Below are 15,195 nucleotides of genomic sequence, written 5' to 3' on the forward strand. Positions count from 1 at the left end.
TCCGTGCAAAGATAAGGAATAAAAGGAATATGGAAACTGTTGAGACATTTCCATATTCCTTCTTAATATTAATTGTTCTGAAAAAGTAAGTGAGGGGTTAGTCTACTTTTTTATAGACCCTTACATAGTCCACATACATGCTTTGCGGGAATTCGGTATTATCATTGGGATTGCCACCGAAATTACCTCCTACAGCCAGGTTGAGTAAGATAAAAAATGGTTTATTAGAGTGATTGTACACCCACTCTCCGTCAGTCACATCTTTAGCTTTGACTCTTTTGTATAGCACATTGTCCACGAAGAAATCAATTTTTTCCTCATCCCATTCTATAGCGAACAGGTGGAAATCGGTATCAAATCGCTTGTCTTCGTATCCATAAAAGTGAGTAATGGGATTGCTTCCCGAGTGTCCGGGAAAGTGTAATGCACCCGAGACGATATTAGGCTGATACCCCTTATTCTCCATGATATCTATTTCACCACAAGCAGGCCAGGGGTTTTGGTCTATGTCTGCTCCGAGCATCCAGAAGGCAGGCCAGTAACCTTTTCCGTAGGGCAACTTCATACAAGCCTCGAAGCGTCCGTATTGTTGTTCGAATTTTCCTTTGGTTTTTATTCGGGCCGATTCATAACCGGTTCCAGTTCTTGTAGCGGTAATCTTCAGGCAGCTTCTTCCTTCATGTTCTGAATAGGAGGCATTTTCCACTTTGTCGGTATAGTTCTGTAATTCATTATTTCCCCATCCGTTCTCTCCGTGTCCTAAATCATACATCCATTTATTGGGGTCCGGCCGGTTGTCTGGAGTGGGTTCGTTGAATTCATCTGACCATGTCAATACCCAGGCTGTATTGTCCACTGTTTCCATTTTTTCGCAACTTGTGAATAATTGCAAGGTAAAAACTGATAAAGCGAGATAGAAAATCTTATGTTGTTTCATGGGTCGTTTTTTGTTTTTTAATTATCACTATACATATATAGGTTGTCTAAATATAGAGTAGTCACATTCCCAATAAGAAGAATCTGTGCTAAATGATTCTTGGTTGTAAGATTGGTAAAATCAGTGAAAGGGATATCTATAGAGTTCCATTCTTCCGGGATGATGTCAGGCAGTGTGAGTTCATGTTCCACATCATCTCCTCCACCATAGACTCCGTCTGCTCCAAAATCAACCAGTTTAATGTTTAAGTTTCCGGCTATTTGCTCTGGAACCCACACATCTAGGTGGAAATGAGACATGTTTCCTGCATCCGCGAAAGGACTTGCCAGCTCTATTCCGGAGAATCCGTTGAGGGTATATTTCTTTACTGGGTTTCCAGTTACTTGTGTATCGCTTACATCAGCCATATCCCAGTCGGCTGACCAGGTAGCGACTGGTACGTTATCGTATGCATCACTATAGATAGATACTACTTTGTCTGCTGCGTGTGTGGGGGTTGGTGCGGGGATATTAGGTTCATTAGCAACAGTGCTTTCATCTTGATAGAAAAATATGTTGTCAATGTACACATCCGACATGTTGACAGAGGAAAGTACCAGCTGTGCAATGTCTTCTTTCTTGTTCAAAGAAATCAGGGGAATATCCACTGAAGTCCATACGCCTTTCTGTAAATTCTCGTGAGTAGAAGGAGCCAGACTATAACTGATTGAGTTGGAAGCCTCTCCGACAGGCATGTTGTGTACTTCTATTTTTAGTTCTGAGTCGGGCAGAATCTCATTAAGTGTCATGACATCGAAATGCAGTGTGTTCATGTGGCTGCAGTTGATGGATGAGTCAAATACAATTCCTACAAAATTCAGATTTGTATAATGTACTATTTTATTGCCATTTGCATTTATTTCTGCATATTCGGTAGTGGAATATTCCCAACGAGGGTTCCAGTTGGCTGTGGTTACATTGTTATATATGTCACTAAATAGCGAAACGACCTTTTCAGGAGCAATTTCTGGTGTTGGAGCCAGGTCCACACCATTCACCTTTATTGTACCTTCCGCTTCTTTGAGAGTGATTGTTGCTTCTCCATTCCCATGTACGGTGATTACATTGTCTGCCACTGAGGCAATTTCCGGATTGGAAGATTCGAATGTAAAATAAGAAGCGGAGGCTGTTACCTGCTGATTGGTGGCATTGGGCAGATTTACGGTATAGGTAAGATTACCGATTGGCAAGTTACCCGGAAATCCAGCTACTTCCATGTCTCCAACTTTTGCATGAGCCAAGGTTCCCAGATTCTCAAAACGAACCTCGTCAAACCAGATGGTATATCCTTTTCCGTCAACGGCACCTGCTGCATAATAGAATAGACTTGTTTCTGCAATCAGTTTGGCTGAGTTGGGAATAGGAATGATATATTTATTCCAACTCGTGTTTAATTTTAGTCCAGTCAGACTTAGTCTATATTGACCGCCATCACCTAACCCCACTTCTATTTCTGTAGCGACTGTGGATTTTGCATAAAAAGTTAAAGCATTATATTGCGAAAGGTTTCGTCCTGTAGTGGAGTAGAAATTTCCGCCAGCATAGTCTCCCATCGGATCGTTGGGGTCAGGCACATCAATACGCATGGAAGCCGTACCGCTGTATACCTCTTTTTGGTCGACATCGAAGCTGGTTACTTTTCCCCATGCTGCATATTGCAGGTCGGAGGTAAATTCGTCAATAAATACATCCGGATTTTCTGGAAAAGAGGCCAGGTTTTCGGTATTGATTTCTCTTTCACATCCTGCTACAGTAAGCGACAGGATGGAAAGGCAGGTTAATTTATATAGAAAACTCTTCATGAGGTTTTTGGTTTAATGGTTTATATTAAAAGAGACTGAAAGTGATGTAGGTTCTTATTTCCCATTCGTTGCCATAGCCGGCTCCGATAATGTCTGTACCCGGTTCAAAATTTCCTGCGCCGTCGGGAATATTTCCTGAGGTATAACGAGGGGAATATTGATTGAGTGTTCTGTATGTACCCCTGATACCCACACACGTTGTTACGAAGTCAAGGAACTTCGGTTTGTTGAGAGTGGTGGACAAATCAATGATTCCTTGGAAAGGGAATGTCAGGTTAAAGTCTCTATGATAGTCATACGGTCCCCAGTCATTGAATTTCAAGGCGGCATTCAGCTTTATATGTTTGTAAATCATTCGTGCTTCTCCGCCGATTCTTTTTATGAGGCGTGCATCACTTCCGTTAGCCTGTCCGGTTCCTCCATAGATACTTGAGATGATACCAAAATCTTTAGAAACTCTGGATGCAATTTTTAAGTTTGCTTCCCACAAATCGTGTGCAGGGGCTGCTCCAGGAAAGGCGAAGATGGTACGTCCGTTGGCCATGATGCCGATAGCAGCATCCTGTGAAGTAGGGTGGTGACGGTAGATGAATCCAAGAGAGGCTGCAAAGGGTGCATCTTCTTTTTCGTCGCTGTCCCAGCTATACATCCATGTTTCTGGGGTTGGGTCGTAGGTCAGCAATAACTCACCGGCAGTAGTTTCTCTGTTGCTTCTTACTGCGAACGGGTCGTCAAGGATGTTACGGAGTCTGCCCGGAGCATTGATACCTTGGGGCATGGGGCCGACGAGGGGTTTTTGCCAAAGGAAGTTAGGGGCAATCTGAAAATCTCCTAACTGGCATGTAAATCCTGCGAGGAAATTAGTCTGGTTGCCGCTTCCGCTGTCTTTAAGTTTCCAGCCGGTGAAAGTCTGGGTGAAGTCAGCTCCACCGTTGGCCACCAGTCCCATATAGGCTCCTTGTGCATATACGTTGAATTTTCCTCCAGTATAGGTAACTTTCATTTTCCCACCGAATGTGTCCGAGTTTTTTATGACATCGGAATACACTGTAGCATCCGGGGCATCCTCTGTGGTAGCCTGAAAACTTCTTCCTACTTGTGTGGTACCCGACCATAATCCTCCTACCTGTACTCCCCAGCGACCAAATGTTCTTGAGACAGCCAGTGAGGCTCTGGTGTTTTTAGGGACAGGGATGGCGTATGAGCTAGTCGTCTCTTCCCGTTTAGCAATGTCGTGGTGGAAGATTCCTGCTACATTGAATTTTCCAATGTTTCGCTGGTATTTGATCAATATGGCTGGATTAGCTCCCCACCATAGTTCCGGACCAAATGCCACTTTTAGTCCTTTCAGAAACTTTTTCCCTTCAATTTCAGATCCAAAAGGAGCAGCTCCGTTGTAGATGTCCATGTTCGGACCATAGTTTGCTTCGGGGTAAAGCCCGAAGAAGTCACCTTCGTATCCCCAGTGATAATGTCCTTTACGAAAGAATGTATTCATGTGGAAAAACTTTCCGTCCCAGTCGAAGCTTGCACTGTATAGTTTTACTCTTTCCAGTGGAGAAAGATCAACCAGTTCACCGTTCTCATCTACGATGTTTCTGCTTCGTCCTCTGTTTTCATAGAAGACTTCATCAATTGGGTTTTCCGCAACATTTCCCAGGATGTTGACCATTACATCTGCCTGCACATTTTCGGCAGGTTTGGCGGTCACTCCAATATAGAAGGATTCCATATTGTCGAATCCTTTGGAACTAGGGAATGAAGTCGGATTTTCGGGTTTTTCGCTGGGGGTGGTTGTGTTTTTCCCACCAGTATAGAATGTCGAAATTTCTCCCCTTAATTCACTTAAGCTGATGCGTTTGGAAATTTCACCAAACAGGGTAGACTTGTCACTTCTTGCAGAGAGTACAGCTCCCATGGTATTTATTCCTTGAAACTGCTGGATGATAGAGGCTGCAGTGGCGGATTGGGCATACGGATTGATTTTATGTACTTCTTTGAGTGCATAGTATGCTGCACGCGGATATAATTCATACAGTCCCCGGCTGTCGGCTGTTCCTTTGGCGCAGATGCCGAACCACTCTTCGTTCATGTTGTTTTCTCCGGGAGTGTAATCGAACAGATAGCCCCCGTTGCTCCATGAGGCATTACTGTCATGTTTGTCAAGATTAGAAGTCTGACCGTATTTCCACCATCCGTCACTGAACTGGAAAGTAAAACCGCCAATACAGTTGTTACTGTTTCCTACTCCTGCCGCATTCAGGTAGATTTCCTGCCAGTTTCTGAGCAGTATGTCTGCCTGTTCTTTCTGTGCTTCACTTTTGGTGATTGCGTTGAAAGCATCCGAACCAAATTCGGTGAACAAGACAGGTTTTCCATATTCAGCCTTGACTCTGCTGAACAAATCACCGAATGATTCTCCACGGTAGCAGTTTATTCCCAAAATGTCTACATCCTGGCATTCTTTGGCAATGATGTCTAGAAACAAAAGGTCTCCATTACAGATAGCCACAGGGCACGAGGAATCCATATATTTTATTTTTACAGCAGCTTCATTGAACAACTGGTACATAAATTTTGCCTGAATAGTAGATTTACGCTCTTCTACAGGGATATTCTCGGTTTCAGCGCCTTCCCAGAATAAACCATAGTTGTTTTCGTTTCCAAGTAAATACATCAAGACTCCCGGAGTTCCTTTGTAGGTATGAATGAATTCATCTATTTCCTTCATCAATAATTTATGTACTTCAGGGTCGGAATAGTCTGTATTGGGTTTCCATGTACCATTGATTGTCAGTCCGTAGCGTCCGAAAGAATGATTAATCATGGTATAGATGCCATATTTCTCGTAGATGTATTGAACCCATTTGGGAGGTACACCTGAGTATTGTCGGATGGCATTTACTCCCATATACTTTAGCAGGGACATTTCAGAATCCAGTGCGGCTCTGATTACATCATCCGGCTGGTTCCATAAACTATATGAATAGTTTGTACCGACTGGGTAATAATCCCAGTTCATACCGTTAATCATGAAAGGTTTTCCGTTTACTGTCAGTGTACTTCCATGAGGGGTATTCACGATTGAAATGTGTGACTGTTGTGCTTTGGTCGATATGGTCATAAACAACAGTACAAATAGTCCTATTATGTTTCTCATATATTAAAGTGTTGATTATATTTCATGAATAATCTTGAAACTGTGAATTGAATAAAAATGCTTTTTAGATTAAGATGAAGAAAGATTGTCTTCATTAATTCTTGCCACAAATTTATTGTAATTATAAGTAGAATACTATCTACAGTAAAAACAGAAAGTAAGTCTTGTTGTTGTGTAATGTGTTGATTATTAGATGTATGGTTGCGGGTTCCATTCTGAAAGAGTAAGTTTTCTGAACGGAACCAGTATATTTTATCACGGCAAGTATGACGTAAAAAGGAAGATATTTTTTATTTGTGTGGAAACTTGAATTAAAAATGCTTATGCTTTTCCGATATTTTGAACCAGTCTCAGAAAGTCATCCTTCGGCACAATCAGTTTATTGCGTGTTTTAAGGCGTATGTTGTATACTGTTTGGGTAGAACAATGCAAAAATTCAGCTATTTTTACACTTTCACTAATGCCTAGTCTGACCAAGGCATAAATGCGTAGCATTGTATTTAATTTTTCTCCTTCTGCCAGAGTGATGCGTTCTTCTGGCAGAAGTAATTGGTTGAACTCATCTACGAACGACGGATACACGTGTAAGAAAATTGTATCGAACGTGCGATAGAATTCTTTTAGTTCCATCTGGGTCATTGTTTGGTTACTGGCCAGAGCCAAAGCGTCTTCATATTGGTGCACTTTGAGTTTACACTTGAGTTTTCCTCTAAACTTATCTAGCAAGCTTATGTAATTGGAACAGATGGATAGTACATAAGCTATATATTCTTCTTTCAGTTGATTAGAAGCCTGTAGTTTCTGATTAGTATCCTTTAAACAAGCATTCAATTCTTGTTCTTTCTTGTGAGCATATTCCAAATCTTCATATATTTTCGACATTTCAATAGCTTGTTCATGTAGAAGTTGATTGGTCTGATTGATTTGCATACGGGATTTGTTTATTCTGTCTATTTGTTTCTTTAACATGAAGATGGTTATAATCAGTGAAAAGGTTAAAATGCCAAGACAGAAAACAGATATTCTTAGCTTTGATTTTTGAGATTTGTCAAGATTTTGATAGGCTGTCAGTATATTATGCTGGGTTTTGGAAATACTTACGAGACGTACACGGTTGCAATACGATTGGGCAAGTTCCAGACATTTGGAAATGTACAGGTAAGCTCGTTCGATTTCCCCTTCTTGGAATTCTATCTGGGCTAGTTCTTCCAGCGAAGCTACATCTTGATTGGCCGATTTTATATCTGCCAAGGCTGATTGTACAAGATAATATTTAGCTTTTTCCTTAATACCTTGTTTTTGATATATTTTAGATAACAAGTAGGCGTTCATGGCATCATGGCGGGTGTCCATTTGTGATTTATGAACCACGCTCTCCAAGGTATCTTTAAGTGAGAAAAGAGAATCTGTGTCAAACAATGCCATGCCTTGATACCACAAGGACATTTGCTCTTTTCCTGTTTGCAGGCATAAGGCGAGTGAGTCTCTATAGATTTGTTCTTGTCGGGCATAATAGTTTACTTGTTCACGCACACTTTGCGGCACATGCTTATCCCAGTCAATAGGGGCAGCCGCATATTGCAGGATATGGCCGGCCAGAAATATTTGATGAGCATAATATTCTATTTTGAGAGTGGGTGTGGTTATGTCCGGGCGGAGTTGTTCCAAATCGCTGGAGGCACTTAACACTAGACCTGTAGATGCGGCCATATAGGTCTTATAGATTTTCCATAATGTCTCCCGTTCCTTATTTCCCATTCTTTGAGATAATTCCAGGTTCTTTTGTGCATAAATCAGTGCAGAATCTGCTTCAAAAGATACATAGGCTTCATAAAGAAGCTTATTGATCCAGTATTTCTGTTCGTTGTCTCTTGTAGATGTTTCGTATTTGTGTAGCTCAAGAATCTGAGCTTTTTTCTGGCGGATGTATTTTGGGTATTTCAATAATGCCGCATCCAGCTCGGTGAGAAGTTGTTCTTCTTGTGGATTATTTCGAGCGGCTATACAGAAGACGGTTCCAAAAAGGAGTACACTAAATAATGTAAGATTTTTTATAAGGTTATATGGCATCATACTGGCTCAATAAAAGTGGGAAATACATTTAGATTGGATTTTTAAAGTTACACAGAATTTTTGTATGGAGAGAGATTTTCCTATAAAAAAGAGCAAAACGCTGTTTAAACACACTTATAAGGTGGTTTAAACAGCGTGATAGATTGAATAAATTCAGCTTAATGACAACCTATGGCCATTTGGAATTTACAAGGCAGACACAGAGAAATCTTTTGTTAATCCTTCTGCACTGCTGGTGCCTACCCAAAGCCTGAAGTCGCCTGGTTCTACGGTGTAATTCATGTTGTATCCCCAAAAGGCTAGCTCAGAGACCGGAAGGTGCAAGGATACTTGGGTAGATTCTCCTGCTTTCAGAGTGACACGCTGAAAGCGTTTGAGCTCTTTCACCGGACGGGTGACTGACCCTACCTTATCCTGTACGTAAAGTTGAACCACTTCTGTCCCATCGTATTTGCCTGTATTTTTCAGTGTAAAACTGATGGATAAGGTATCTTTGGCGGTCAGCTTGTCTGATGCAAGATTCAGGTTACTGTATTCAAAAGTTGTGTAAGAGAGTCCGTAGCCAAAGGGGAACAATGGTGAATTGCCTGCATCCAAATAGAAAGAACGGCATCCTACGGAGGTTTGTCCAGCTTCTACAGGAATTTCATCAATCAGCATTTCGGTAGGGTTGGCTGGACGGCCTGTGTTGTGCTGTGCATAATAGATAGGTACTTGTCCGTTCATGCGTGGGAAAGTTACTGGAGTCTTGCCACTTGGGTTTACCTTTCCGAAAAGAATATCGGCTATGGCCGGGCCGCCCATTGTTCCCGGATGAAAGCTATAGAGCACTGCATCCGAAACTTTCACTTCATCCGCAATGGCTAGCTGACGACCGGCCATTACTACCGTAACTACCGGTTTTCCGGTGGCGGCCAGTTCTTTGATAAGTTGGCTTTGTGCCCCTTGAAGATTCAGATTGGCCAAAGAATGCGCTTCACCGGAAAGAATGGATTCTTCTCCCACAAATACCACTACAGCATCGGCTTGACGAGCTGTACTTACTGCACGAGAAATACCGGCAGTATTCTTGTCGCGACTGTAGTCGAGTCCTTTTTCAAAGACTATCTTAACTTTGTCGCCATACATTTCTTTGATGGCAGTCAAAGGTGTTTGTGTATGTTCTTTTTCACCGTCGAACACCCAGGTTCCCATTTGCTCATAAGGAGCATCTGCCATGGGACCGATTATGGCCAAGGTTCTTATCTTATCAGTAAGCGGCAATGTCTGGTTTTCATTTTTCAACAGAATGACCGACTGCTCAGCTGCCGTTTTGGCTGCTTGCAGATGCTTCTTGGCGTATTTTACGGATTGTGGAGTTACAATATAAGGATTGTCAAACAAACCTAACCGGAATTTCAGGCGCAGAATATTACGTACGGCATTGTCGATTGTTTCCATTGATACCTTTTTATCGGCTATGGACTGCTTGAGGTTCTGAATAAACGTTTCACTCACCATTTCCATATCTACACCTGCATTGACAGATTTTTCGGCAGCATCTTTCCCATCGGTGCAGAAACCGTGATTTACCATCTCAAATGCAGAAGCCCAATCGGTTACGACCATTCCATCATATTTCCATTCTTTGCGGAGTACGTCTTTCAGAACGAAACTATTGGCCGTAGAGGGTACGCCGTCATTGTCGTTGAATGAAGTCATGAAGGTGGCACATCCGGCATCTGCTGCAGCCTTGAAAGGAGGAAGATACACGTTTCTCAGCACGCGTTCCGGTATGAATGTGGAGTTGTAATCTCTACCTCCTTCTGCTGCTCCGTATGCAACGAAGTGCTTAGCACAGGCGGCAATGGCTGTCGGGGCATTCAGTGAATCTCCCTGATATCCTTTTATCATGGCAGTTCCCATAACGGCATTCAGGTAAGGGTCTTCTCCGCAACTTTCTGCAATACGTCCCCAGCGAGGGTCACGAGATACGTCAATCATCGGGGCAAAGGTCCAGCGGATTCCATCGGCTGAGGCCTCAATAGCTGCTACACGAGCACCTTGTTCTGCGATTTCCGGATTGAAAGTCGCTGCCTGTCCCAATGGGATAGGAAAAATGGTTTTATAGCCGTGAATTACATCGCGGGCCACAAGAATAGGAATTCCCAAACGTGATTCTTTTACTGCAATTTTCTGGATTTTGTTTATTTCTTCCGGGTTTACCACGTTCAGGATAGAACCGACTTCTCCTTTGCGCACACGAGTGGCCAGTTCCTCAAAGTTATAAGGACTTAACTGATTCATCTGACCCAGTTTCTCGTCCAAGGTCATCTGATTTAGCAAACTGTCAATTTTATTCTCAATGACAATTCCTGGCTGTGCTTCCTTTTGTAACGAACAGCTCCCGATACATATTGAGATCAGGGTTGCAGTTATTAACTTAGTGGGATTCATATTATCTAGAATATTAAAGTGTTTTTGTTATGTAGAGTATCAGGTGAGAAAGTTTATTTTCCCCAATGGGTTAAAATTTGATACGACAAAGATAAATCGTTTTTGTATAGGCTGGATAGAAGGGTAAAAGTATATAGTAAATTATCATATTGGTAATATTCTGATTATTAGCTTATTCCTGTTCTTTAAAAGTAAGTTTGAGCCTTTGGAATATGAATTGTTTTGCATTTGTATTTATCGTAAAAAAGGCCTGTAATTATGAAAAGTTTGGTTCGATAATCATTAACCTTTCATTTGTTTTCTACGTTCTCCATGACGGAACCCTATGTTTCCCACCCGTAAACCCTACGTTTCCGCTTTGGAAAACCTACGTTTCCCGGTGCGGAAACGTAAAGGAATCAGAGAAAGATTGGTATTTACGGGCTTGCGTTTTTTCCAACCGGTGGGCAGGGGGGAAGACAACCTTTCACACGAATATCCTTTTAGGGTGATAATTTGTTTTGTTTCTCCGATGTATTTATTACATTTGCTGCGCAGAGTAAAGAAAATAATGAGTGTTTGAAAGTAATTTCAGAAAAACACTTTTGTAGAGATAGAAAGAATCATGGAAAACAGAACTTATCAATATAAACGGATTGCCGTAAAGATAGGCAGCAATGTGCTGACCCGTCGTGACGGCACACTGGATGTGACCCGTATGTCGGCTTTGGTTGACCAGGTGGCCGAACTGCACAAGGCCGGAGTGGAAGTGGTATTGGTGTCATCCGGAGCGGTGGCTTCCGGAAGAAGCGAGCTGAAACCGTTGAAAAAGCTGGACAGTGTGGACCAGCGGCAGCTCTTTTCTGCCGTGGGGCAGGCCAAACTGATTAACCGGTATTACGAACTGTTCCGCGAACACGGTATTACGGTGGGGCAGGTGCTGACCACCAAGGAGAGTTTTTCCACCCGCCGCCACTACCTGAACCAGCGCAACTGCATGCGGGTGATGCTGGAAAACGGGGTGATTCCCATTGTGAACGAGAATGACACGATTTCCATCACCGAACTGATGTTTACCGACAACGACGAGCTTTCGGGCATGATTGCCTCGATGATGGACATGCAGGCACTGATTATTCTCAGTAACATCGACGGCATCTACAACGGCTCTCCTTCGCAGCCGGGCACTTCGGTCATCCGTACCGTGGAGCGGGGGAAAGACCTTTCCGACTACATCCAGACCGAGAAATCCGGTTTCGGCAGAGGAGGCATGCTCACCAAGAGTACCATTGCCCGCAAGGTGGCCGATGAAGGCATTACGGTAATTATAGCCAACGGAAAGAAAGAGAATATCCTGCTCGATTTGCTGTACCGTCCTGAAACGACGGTGTGTACGCGTTTCCTCCCGGCTCCGGCAGAGGTGTCGAGCGTCAAGAAATGGATTGCCCACAGTGAAGGTTTTGCCAAAGGTGAGCTGCACCTGAACCGGCAGGCGGTAGAGGCCGTCAGGGGCAGTAAGGCGACCAGCATCCTTCCGGTAGGGGTGACGCGGGTGGCCGGTGATTTTGAGAAAGACGACATCGTGCGTATTATGGACGAACAGGGACAGCAAATCGGGGTAGGCCGCGTGTCGGCCGATGCTGCCGAGGCCGTATTGCTGGTCGGCCGTCACGGACAGAAACCGCTGGTACACTATGACTATCTTTATCTGGAGTGAGGTTGAATCGTCCTCATTCCAGACAAATGGTCTTGTGTTCGGCGATGGACTGGATGGATAACGGAGTGACCGAAGTCCAAAGCGCCAGGTCGCGCAGGTCGGCCGGGTAAGTGAGTTCCTGTTTCAGGTCCGCTTCCAGCGCCTTGAGCATGATGTAGTCCATACCCTCGTGGTGTGTGTCCAGGCGGAGCGCTTCTTCTCCCCAGCGTTTCCAGTATGTATGTGCGTATTGTTGCAGGTAAGGCGTATCCGGCTCCCAGGTCTCTTGTGGACTCCTGCCCTCCAGGTAGATGCGTCGCAGTTCCCCCTGCCAGATACCCTTGGTGCCTTGTACCTCCAGGTCGAGGCTTCGGGGACGCGGCAAGGTCGTGTCGTGGGTGAGCGAGATGAGTATGCCGGAAGCCGTTTCCAGCTGTGTCAAGACGATGTCTCCTTGAGTGACTGTGAGCTGTTCGTCTCCTCCCAGTTCCCGGATGCGCTGGTGCAGTCCGGCTGCTTTAGAAGAAAAGGAAGTCAGGTAGACCACTCGGTCTTTGCGGGGAATGCCGGCGATGAGGCAGAGCGGAGCCAGTCCGTGGGTAGGATAGAGGTCCCCGTTTTCTTGCAGGTAAAACTTGCTTCGCCAGATGCTCTCCGTCTTTTTCCGGTTGCCCATATTTCCCTTGTCGTCCAGCAGGAGGTTGCGCAGGTCGTGGCGGTAGCCGCCGCGCAGGTGTACGATTTCCCCTAACGCCCCTTCCCGGACCAGGTTGTACATGGCCAGTACTTCTTGCCGGAAAAGCGTGTTCTCCAGCGGAAAAACCTTTTTCCCGCTGGCATCGGCAGCCTCCAGGAGAGGCTGGTATTCGTGTAGTGAAAGCCCTCCTTTGATTTCAAGCGCCACATGGCAACCGGCCTTCAGGCAATACAAGGCATGCGTCACATGCAGTTGCCAGGGTGAGGCAATGAACACCAGTTGCGGGGCGTGCGTGTCAATCATCCGTTGGTAATCGTCGCCTCCCCGGTGGTAGCAAGGCACGCCATACACGTCTTCCCGGGCTTCCGGGTCGGCAATGGCGGTAATCTGGAAATAAGGAATGTGACGGCAGAGGGCCAGCAGTTGCTTGCCGCGGTATCCCATGCCGATATAAGCGATTTTGAGCGTTTCCATCGATTGAAAGGTTAGGTAGGGTGAATACGGATCAGTGTCTGGACTCCAGAAACTGGATGAGCAGTTCGCGAGGCAGGGAGTAGGTGTTTCCGTGCGCTTGCACGTATTTCAGCAGGGCCACTCCTTCTTGTTGCAGGCGGGCTTTGGGCACGATGTCTTTCGTGTCTTCCGCCATTTTCAGCATCATCATGGCAGCCAGTTCTATTTTCTCGATTCCGTCTTTGTCTTCGTGGTATTGGTCAAGCAGTTCTTCACATTCCATTTGTGCCAATTGTTCGGGTGTCACTCCCAGTATTTGCCGGGCTGTGCTTTCATATTCTTCCCAGTCCGTTTGGCTGATGCGTTTCCGGCGGAGCAGCAGGTTCGCGATGGCGGCGAAGATTTCCTGGATCATGCGTATGAGATAATCTTGTCGAATCATGGTTTTTAGGTTTTCGGTTGCAAAGTTCGAAATATTTTTCTTGCTTTTTCATAATCTTTCGTAAATTTGAGCGAAGAACTAAAAAATCGAACTATGGACGAGCAAATAAGACAAATAGGGGAACGCATCCGTGGGTTGCGCGATGCCTTGGAACTGAGTGTGGAAGAAATGGCCGACCGCTGCGGGCTGCGGGTAGAACAGTATCGTGAGATTGAGTCGGGAGAGTTTGACATTGCCGTCAGCACCTTGCAGCAGATTGCGCGGAAATTTGACATTCCGTTGGATGTGCTGATGTTCGGGGAAGAGCCCAAGATGAATTCTTATTTTCTGACCCGCTGGGGAACCGGCATCTCGGTGGAACGTACGAAGGCTTACAAATATCAGGCACTGGCTTCCGGTTTCCGGAACCGCAAGGCCGATCCTTTTCTGGTAACCGTGGAACCGAAGCCGGAAGATACACCTATTTATTATAATACTCACTACGGTCAGGAGTTCAACATGGTGTTGGAAGGCCGGATGTTGCTCAGCATCAATGGAAGAGACCTGATTCTGGAGCAGGGCGACAGCCTTTATTTTGATTCTTCCCTTCCGCACGGCATGAAGGCCCTCGACGGGAAGGCCGTGAAATTCCTGGCAATTGTAATGTAGAAATTAAGATTGAAGAGATATATGTTAGAAAGATTTGTTGAACAGACACATTTTACCTCGCAGGAGGATTTTATCGCGCATTTTAAGGTAAAGGTGCCGGAGAACTTTAACTTCGGCTATGATGTGGTGGATGCCTGGGCGGCAGAACGTCCGGAAAAGAAAGCGTTGCTTTGGACCAACGACAAGGGCGAGCACATCCAGTTTACGTATGCGGATTTGAAGAAATATACCGATATGGCGGCTTCTTATTTTCAAAGCCTGGGTATCGGGTATGGCGACAAGGTGATGCTGATTCTGAAACGCCGGTATGAGTTCTGGTTTTCCATCATTGCTTTGCACAAAATCGGGGCCATCACCATTCCGGCCACGCATTTGCTGACCAAGAAAGACATTGTGTACCGTTGCCAGGCGGCGGGTATCAAGGCAATTGTGGCTGCAGGGGAGCCGGTCATCACGAAACATATTCTGGACGCCATGCCGGAATCGCCGACGGTGGAACGGCTGGTGAGCGTGGGCCCAGAATATCCGGAAGGTTTTGAAGACTTCCATAAAGGGATGGAAGCGGCACCTCCTTTCGTGCGTCCGGCTCATGTGAATACCAACGACGACATTTCCCTGATGTACTTCACCTCGGGTACGACCGGTGAGCCGAAGATGGTGGCCCATGATTTCACGTATCCGTTGGGACACATCGCCACGGGATGTTTCTGGCATAACCTCCATGAAGACAGCCTGCATTTCACTATTGCCGATACGGGATGGGGAAAGGCCGTATGGGGAAAACTCTACGGGCAGATGATTGCGGGGGCCAATATCTTTGTGTACGACCATGA

Annotated in this window: 10 protein-coding genes; 3 read left to right on the top strand and 7 right to left on the bottom strand. The window is 45.0% G+C overall.

The annotated features are described in order from the left end of the window. Positions 1–97 precede the first annotated feature (97 nt). The 5 genes from OIM59_RS18600 to bglX all read right to left on the bottom strand — a co-directional run bounded on the left by OIM59_RS18600 (position 98) and on the right by bglX (position 10,447). The gene (locus OIM59_RS18600; RefSeq protein ID WP_299170494.1) at positions 98–865 is read right to left on the bottom strand and encodes a glycoside hydrolase family 16 protein; all 768 of its coding nucleotides are present in this window, start codon (positions 863–865) and stop codon (positions 98–100) included. A gap of 89 nt (positions 866–954) precedes the next feature. Further along, a complete protein-coding gene (locus OIM59_RS18605) occupies positions 955–2,778 on the bottom strand; it encodes a hypothetical protein (protein WP_299170492.1) in 1,824 nt (607 codons plus the stop codon). A gap of 25 nt (positions 2,779–2,803) precedes the next feature. Beyond that, the gene (locus OIM59_RS18610) at positions 2,804–5,938 is read right to left on the bottom strand and encodes a glycoside hydrolase family 2 TIM barrel-domain containing protein (protein WP_303898107.1); all 3,135 of its coding nucleotides are present in this window, start codon (positions 5,936–5,938) and stop codon (positions 2,804–2,806) included. Between the two features lie 321 nt (positions 5,939–6,259). Then, positions 6,260–8,011 (bottom strand): DUF6377 domain-containing protein, encoded by a 1,752-nt coding sequence (locus OIM59_RS18615; protein WP_303898109.1) that lies wholly within the window; start codon positions 8,009–8,011, stop codon positions 6,260–6,262. A gap of 186 nt (positions 8,012–8,197) precedes the next feature. Then, positions 8,198–10,447, bottom strand: a complete 2,250-nt coding sequence (gene bglX, locus OIM59_RS18620) for a beta-glucosidase BglX (protein WP_303898111.1) — start codon at positions 10,445–10,447, stop codon at positions 8,198–8,200. 604 nt (positions 10,448–11,051) lie between these two features. Between bglX and proB the strand changes: the two genes are divergently transcribed. Further along, the gene (gene proB, locus OIM59_RS18625) at positions 11,052–12,143 is read left to right on the top strand and encodes a glutamate 5-kinase (protein ID WP_303898113.1); all 1,092 of its coding nucleotides are present in this window, start codon (positions 11,052–11,054) and stop codon (positions 12,141–12,143) included. A 13-nt stretch (positions 12,144–12,156) separates the two neighbouring features. On the opposite strand, the gene OIM59_RS18630 is transcribed toward proB, so the two are convergent. Together OIM59_RS18630 and OIM59_RS18635 are read right to left on the bottom strand one after the other, a co-directional pair. Continuing rightward, positions 12,157–13,293, bottom strand: coding sequence for a Gfo/Idh/MocA family protein (locus OIM59_RS18630; RefSeq protein ID WP_303898115.1), 1,137 nt, complete (start codon positions 13,291–13,293; stop codon positions 12,157–12,159). Positions 13,294–13,324: 31 nt separating this feature from the next. Continuing rightward, a complete protein-coding gene (locus OIM59_RS18635; RefSeq protein WP_299170481.1) occupies positions 13,325–13,714 on the bottom strand; it encodes a hypothetical protein in 390 nt (129 codons plus the stop codon). A 93-nt stretch (positions 13,715–13,807) separates the two neighbouring features. Between OIM59_RS18635 and OIM59_RS18640 the strand changes: the two genes are divergently transcribed. Together OIM59_RS18640 and OIM59_RS18645 are read left to right on the top strand one after the other, a co-directional pair. Then, entirely contained in the window at positions 13,808–14,362 is a 555-nt protein-coding gene (locus OIM59_RS18640) for a helix-turn-helix domain-containing protein (RefSeq protein WP_148327712.1), read from the top strand. 21 nt (positions 14,363–14,383) lie between these two features. Next, positions 14,384–15,195 (top strand): AMP-binding protein (locus OIM59_RS18645; RefSeq protein WP_303898118.1); only part of this gene is annotated, 812 nt, incomplete at its 3' end.

The sequence above is a fragment of the Bacteroides mediterraneensis genome, from assembly GCF_025993685.1.
GTDB lineage: Bacteria > Bacteroidota > Bacteroidia > Bacteroidales > Bacteroidaceae > Phocaeicola > Phocaeicola mediterraneensis_A.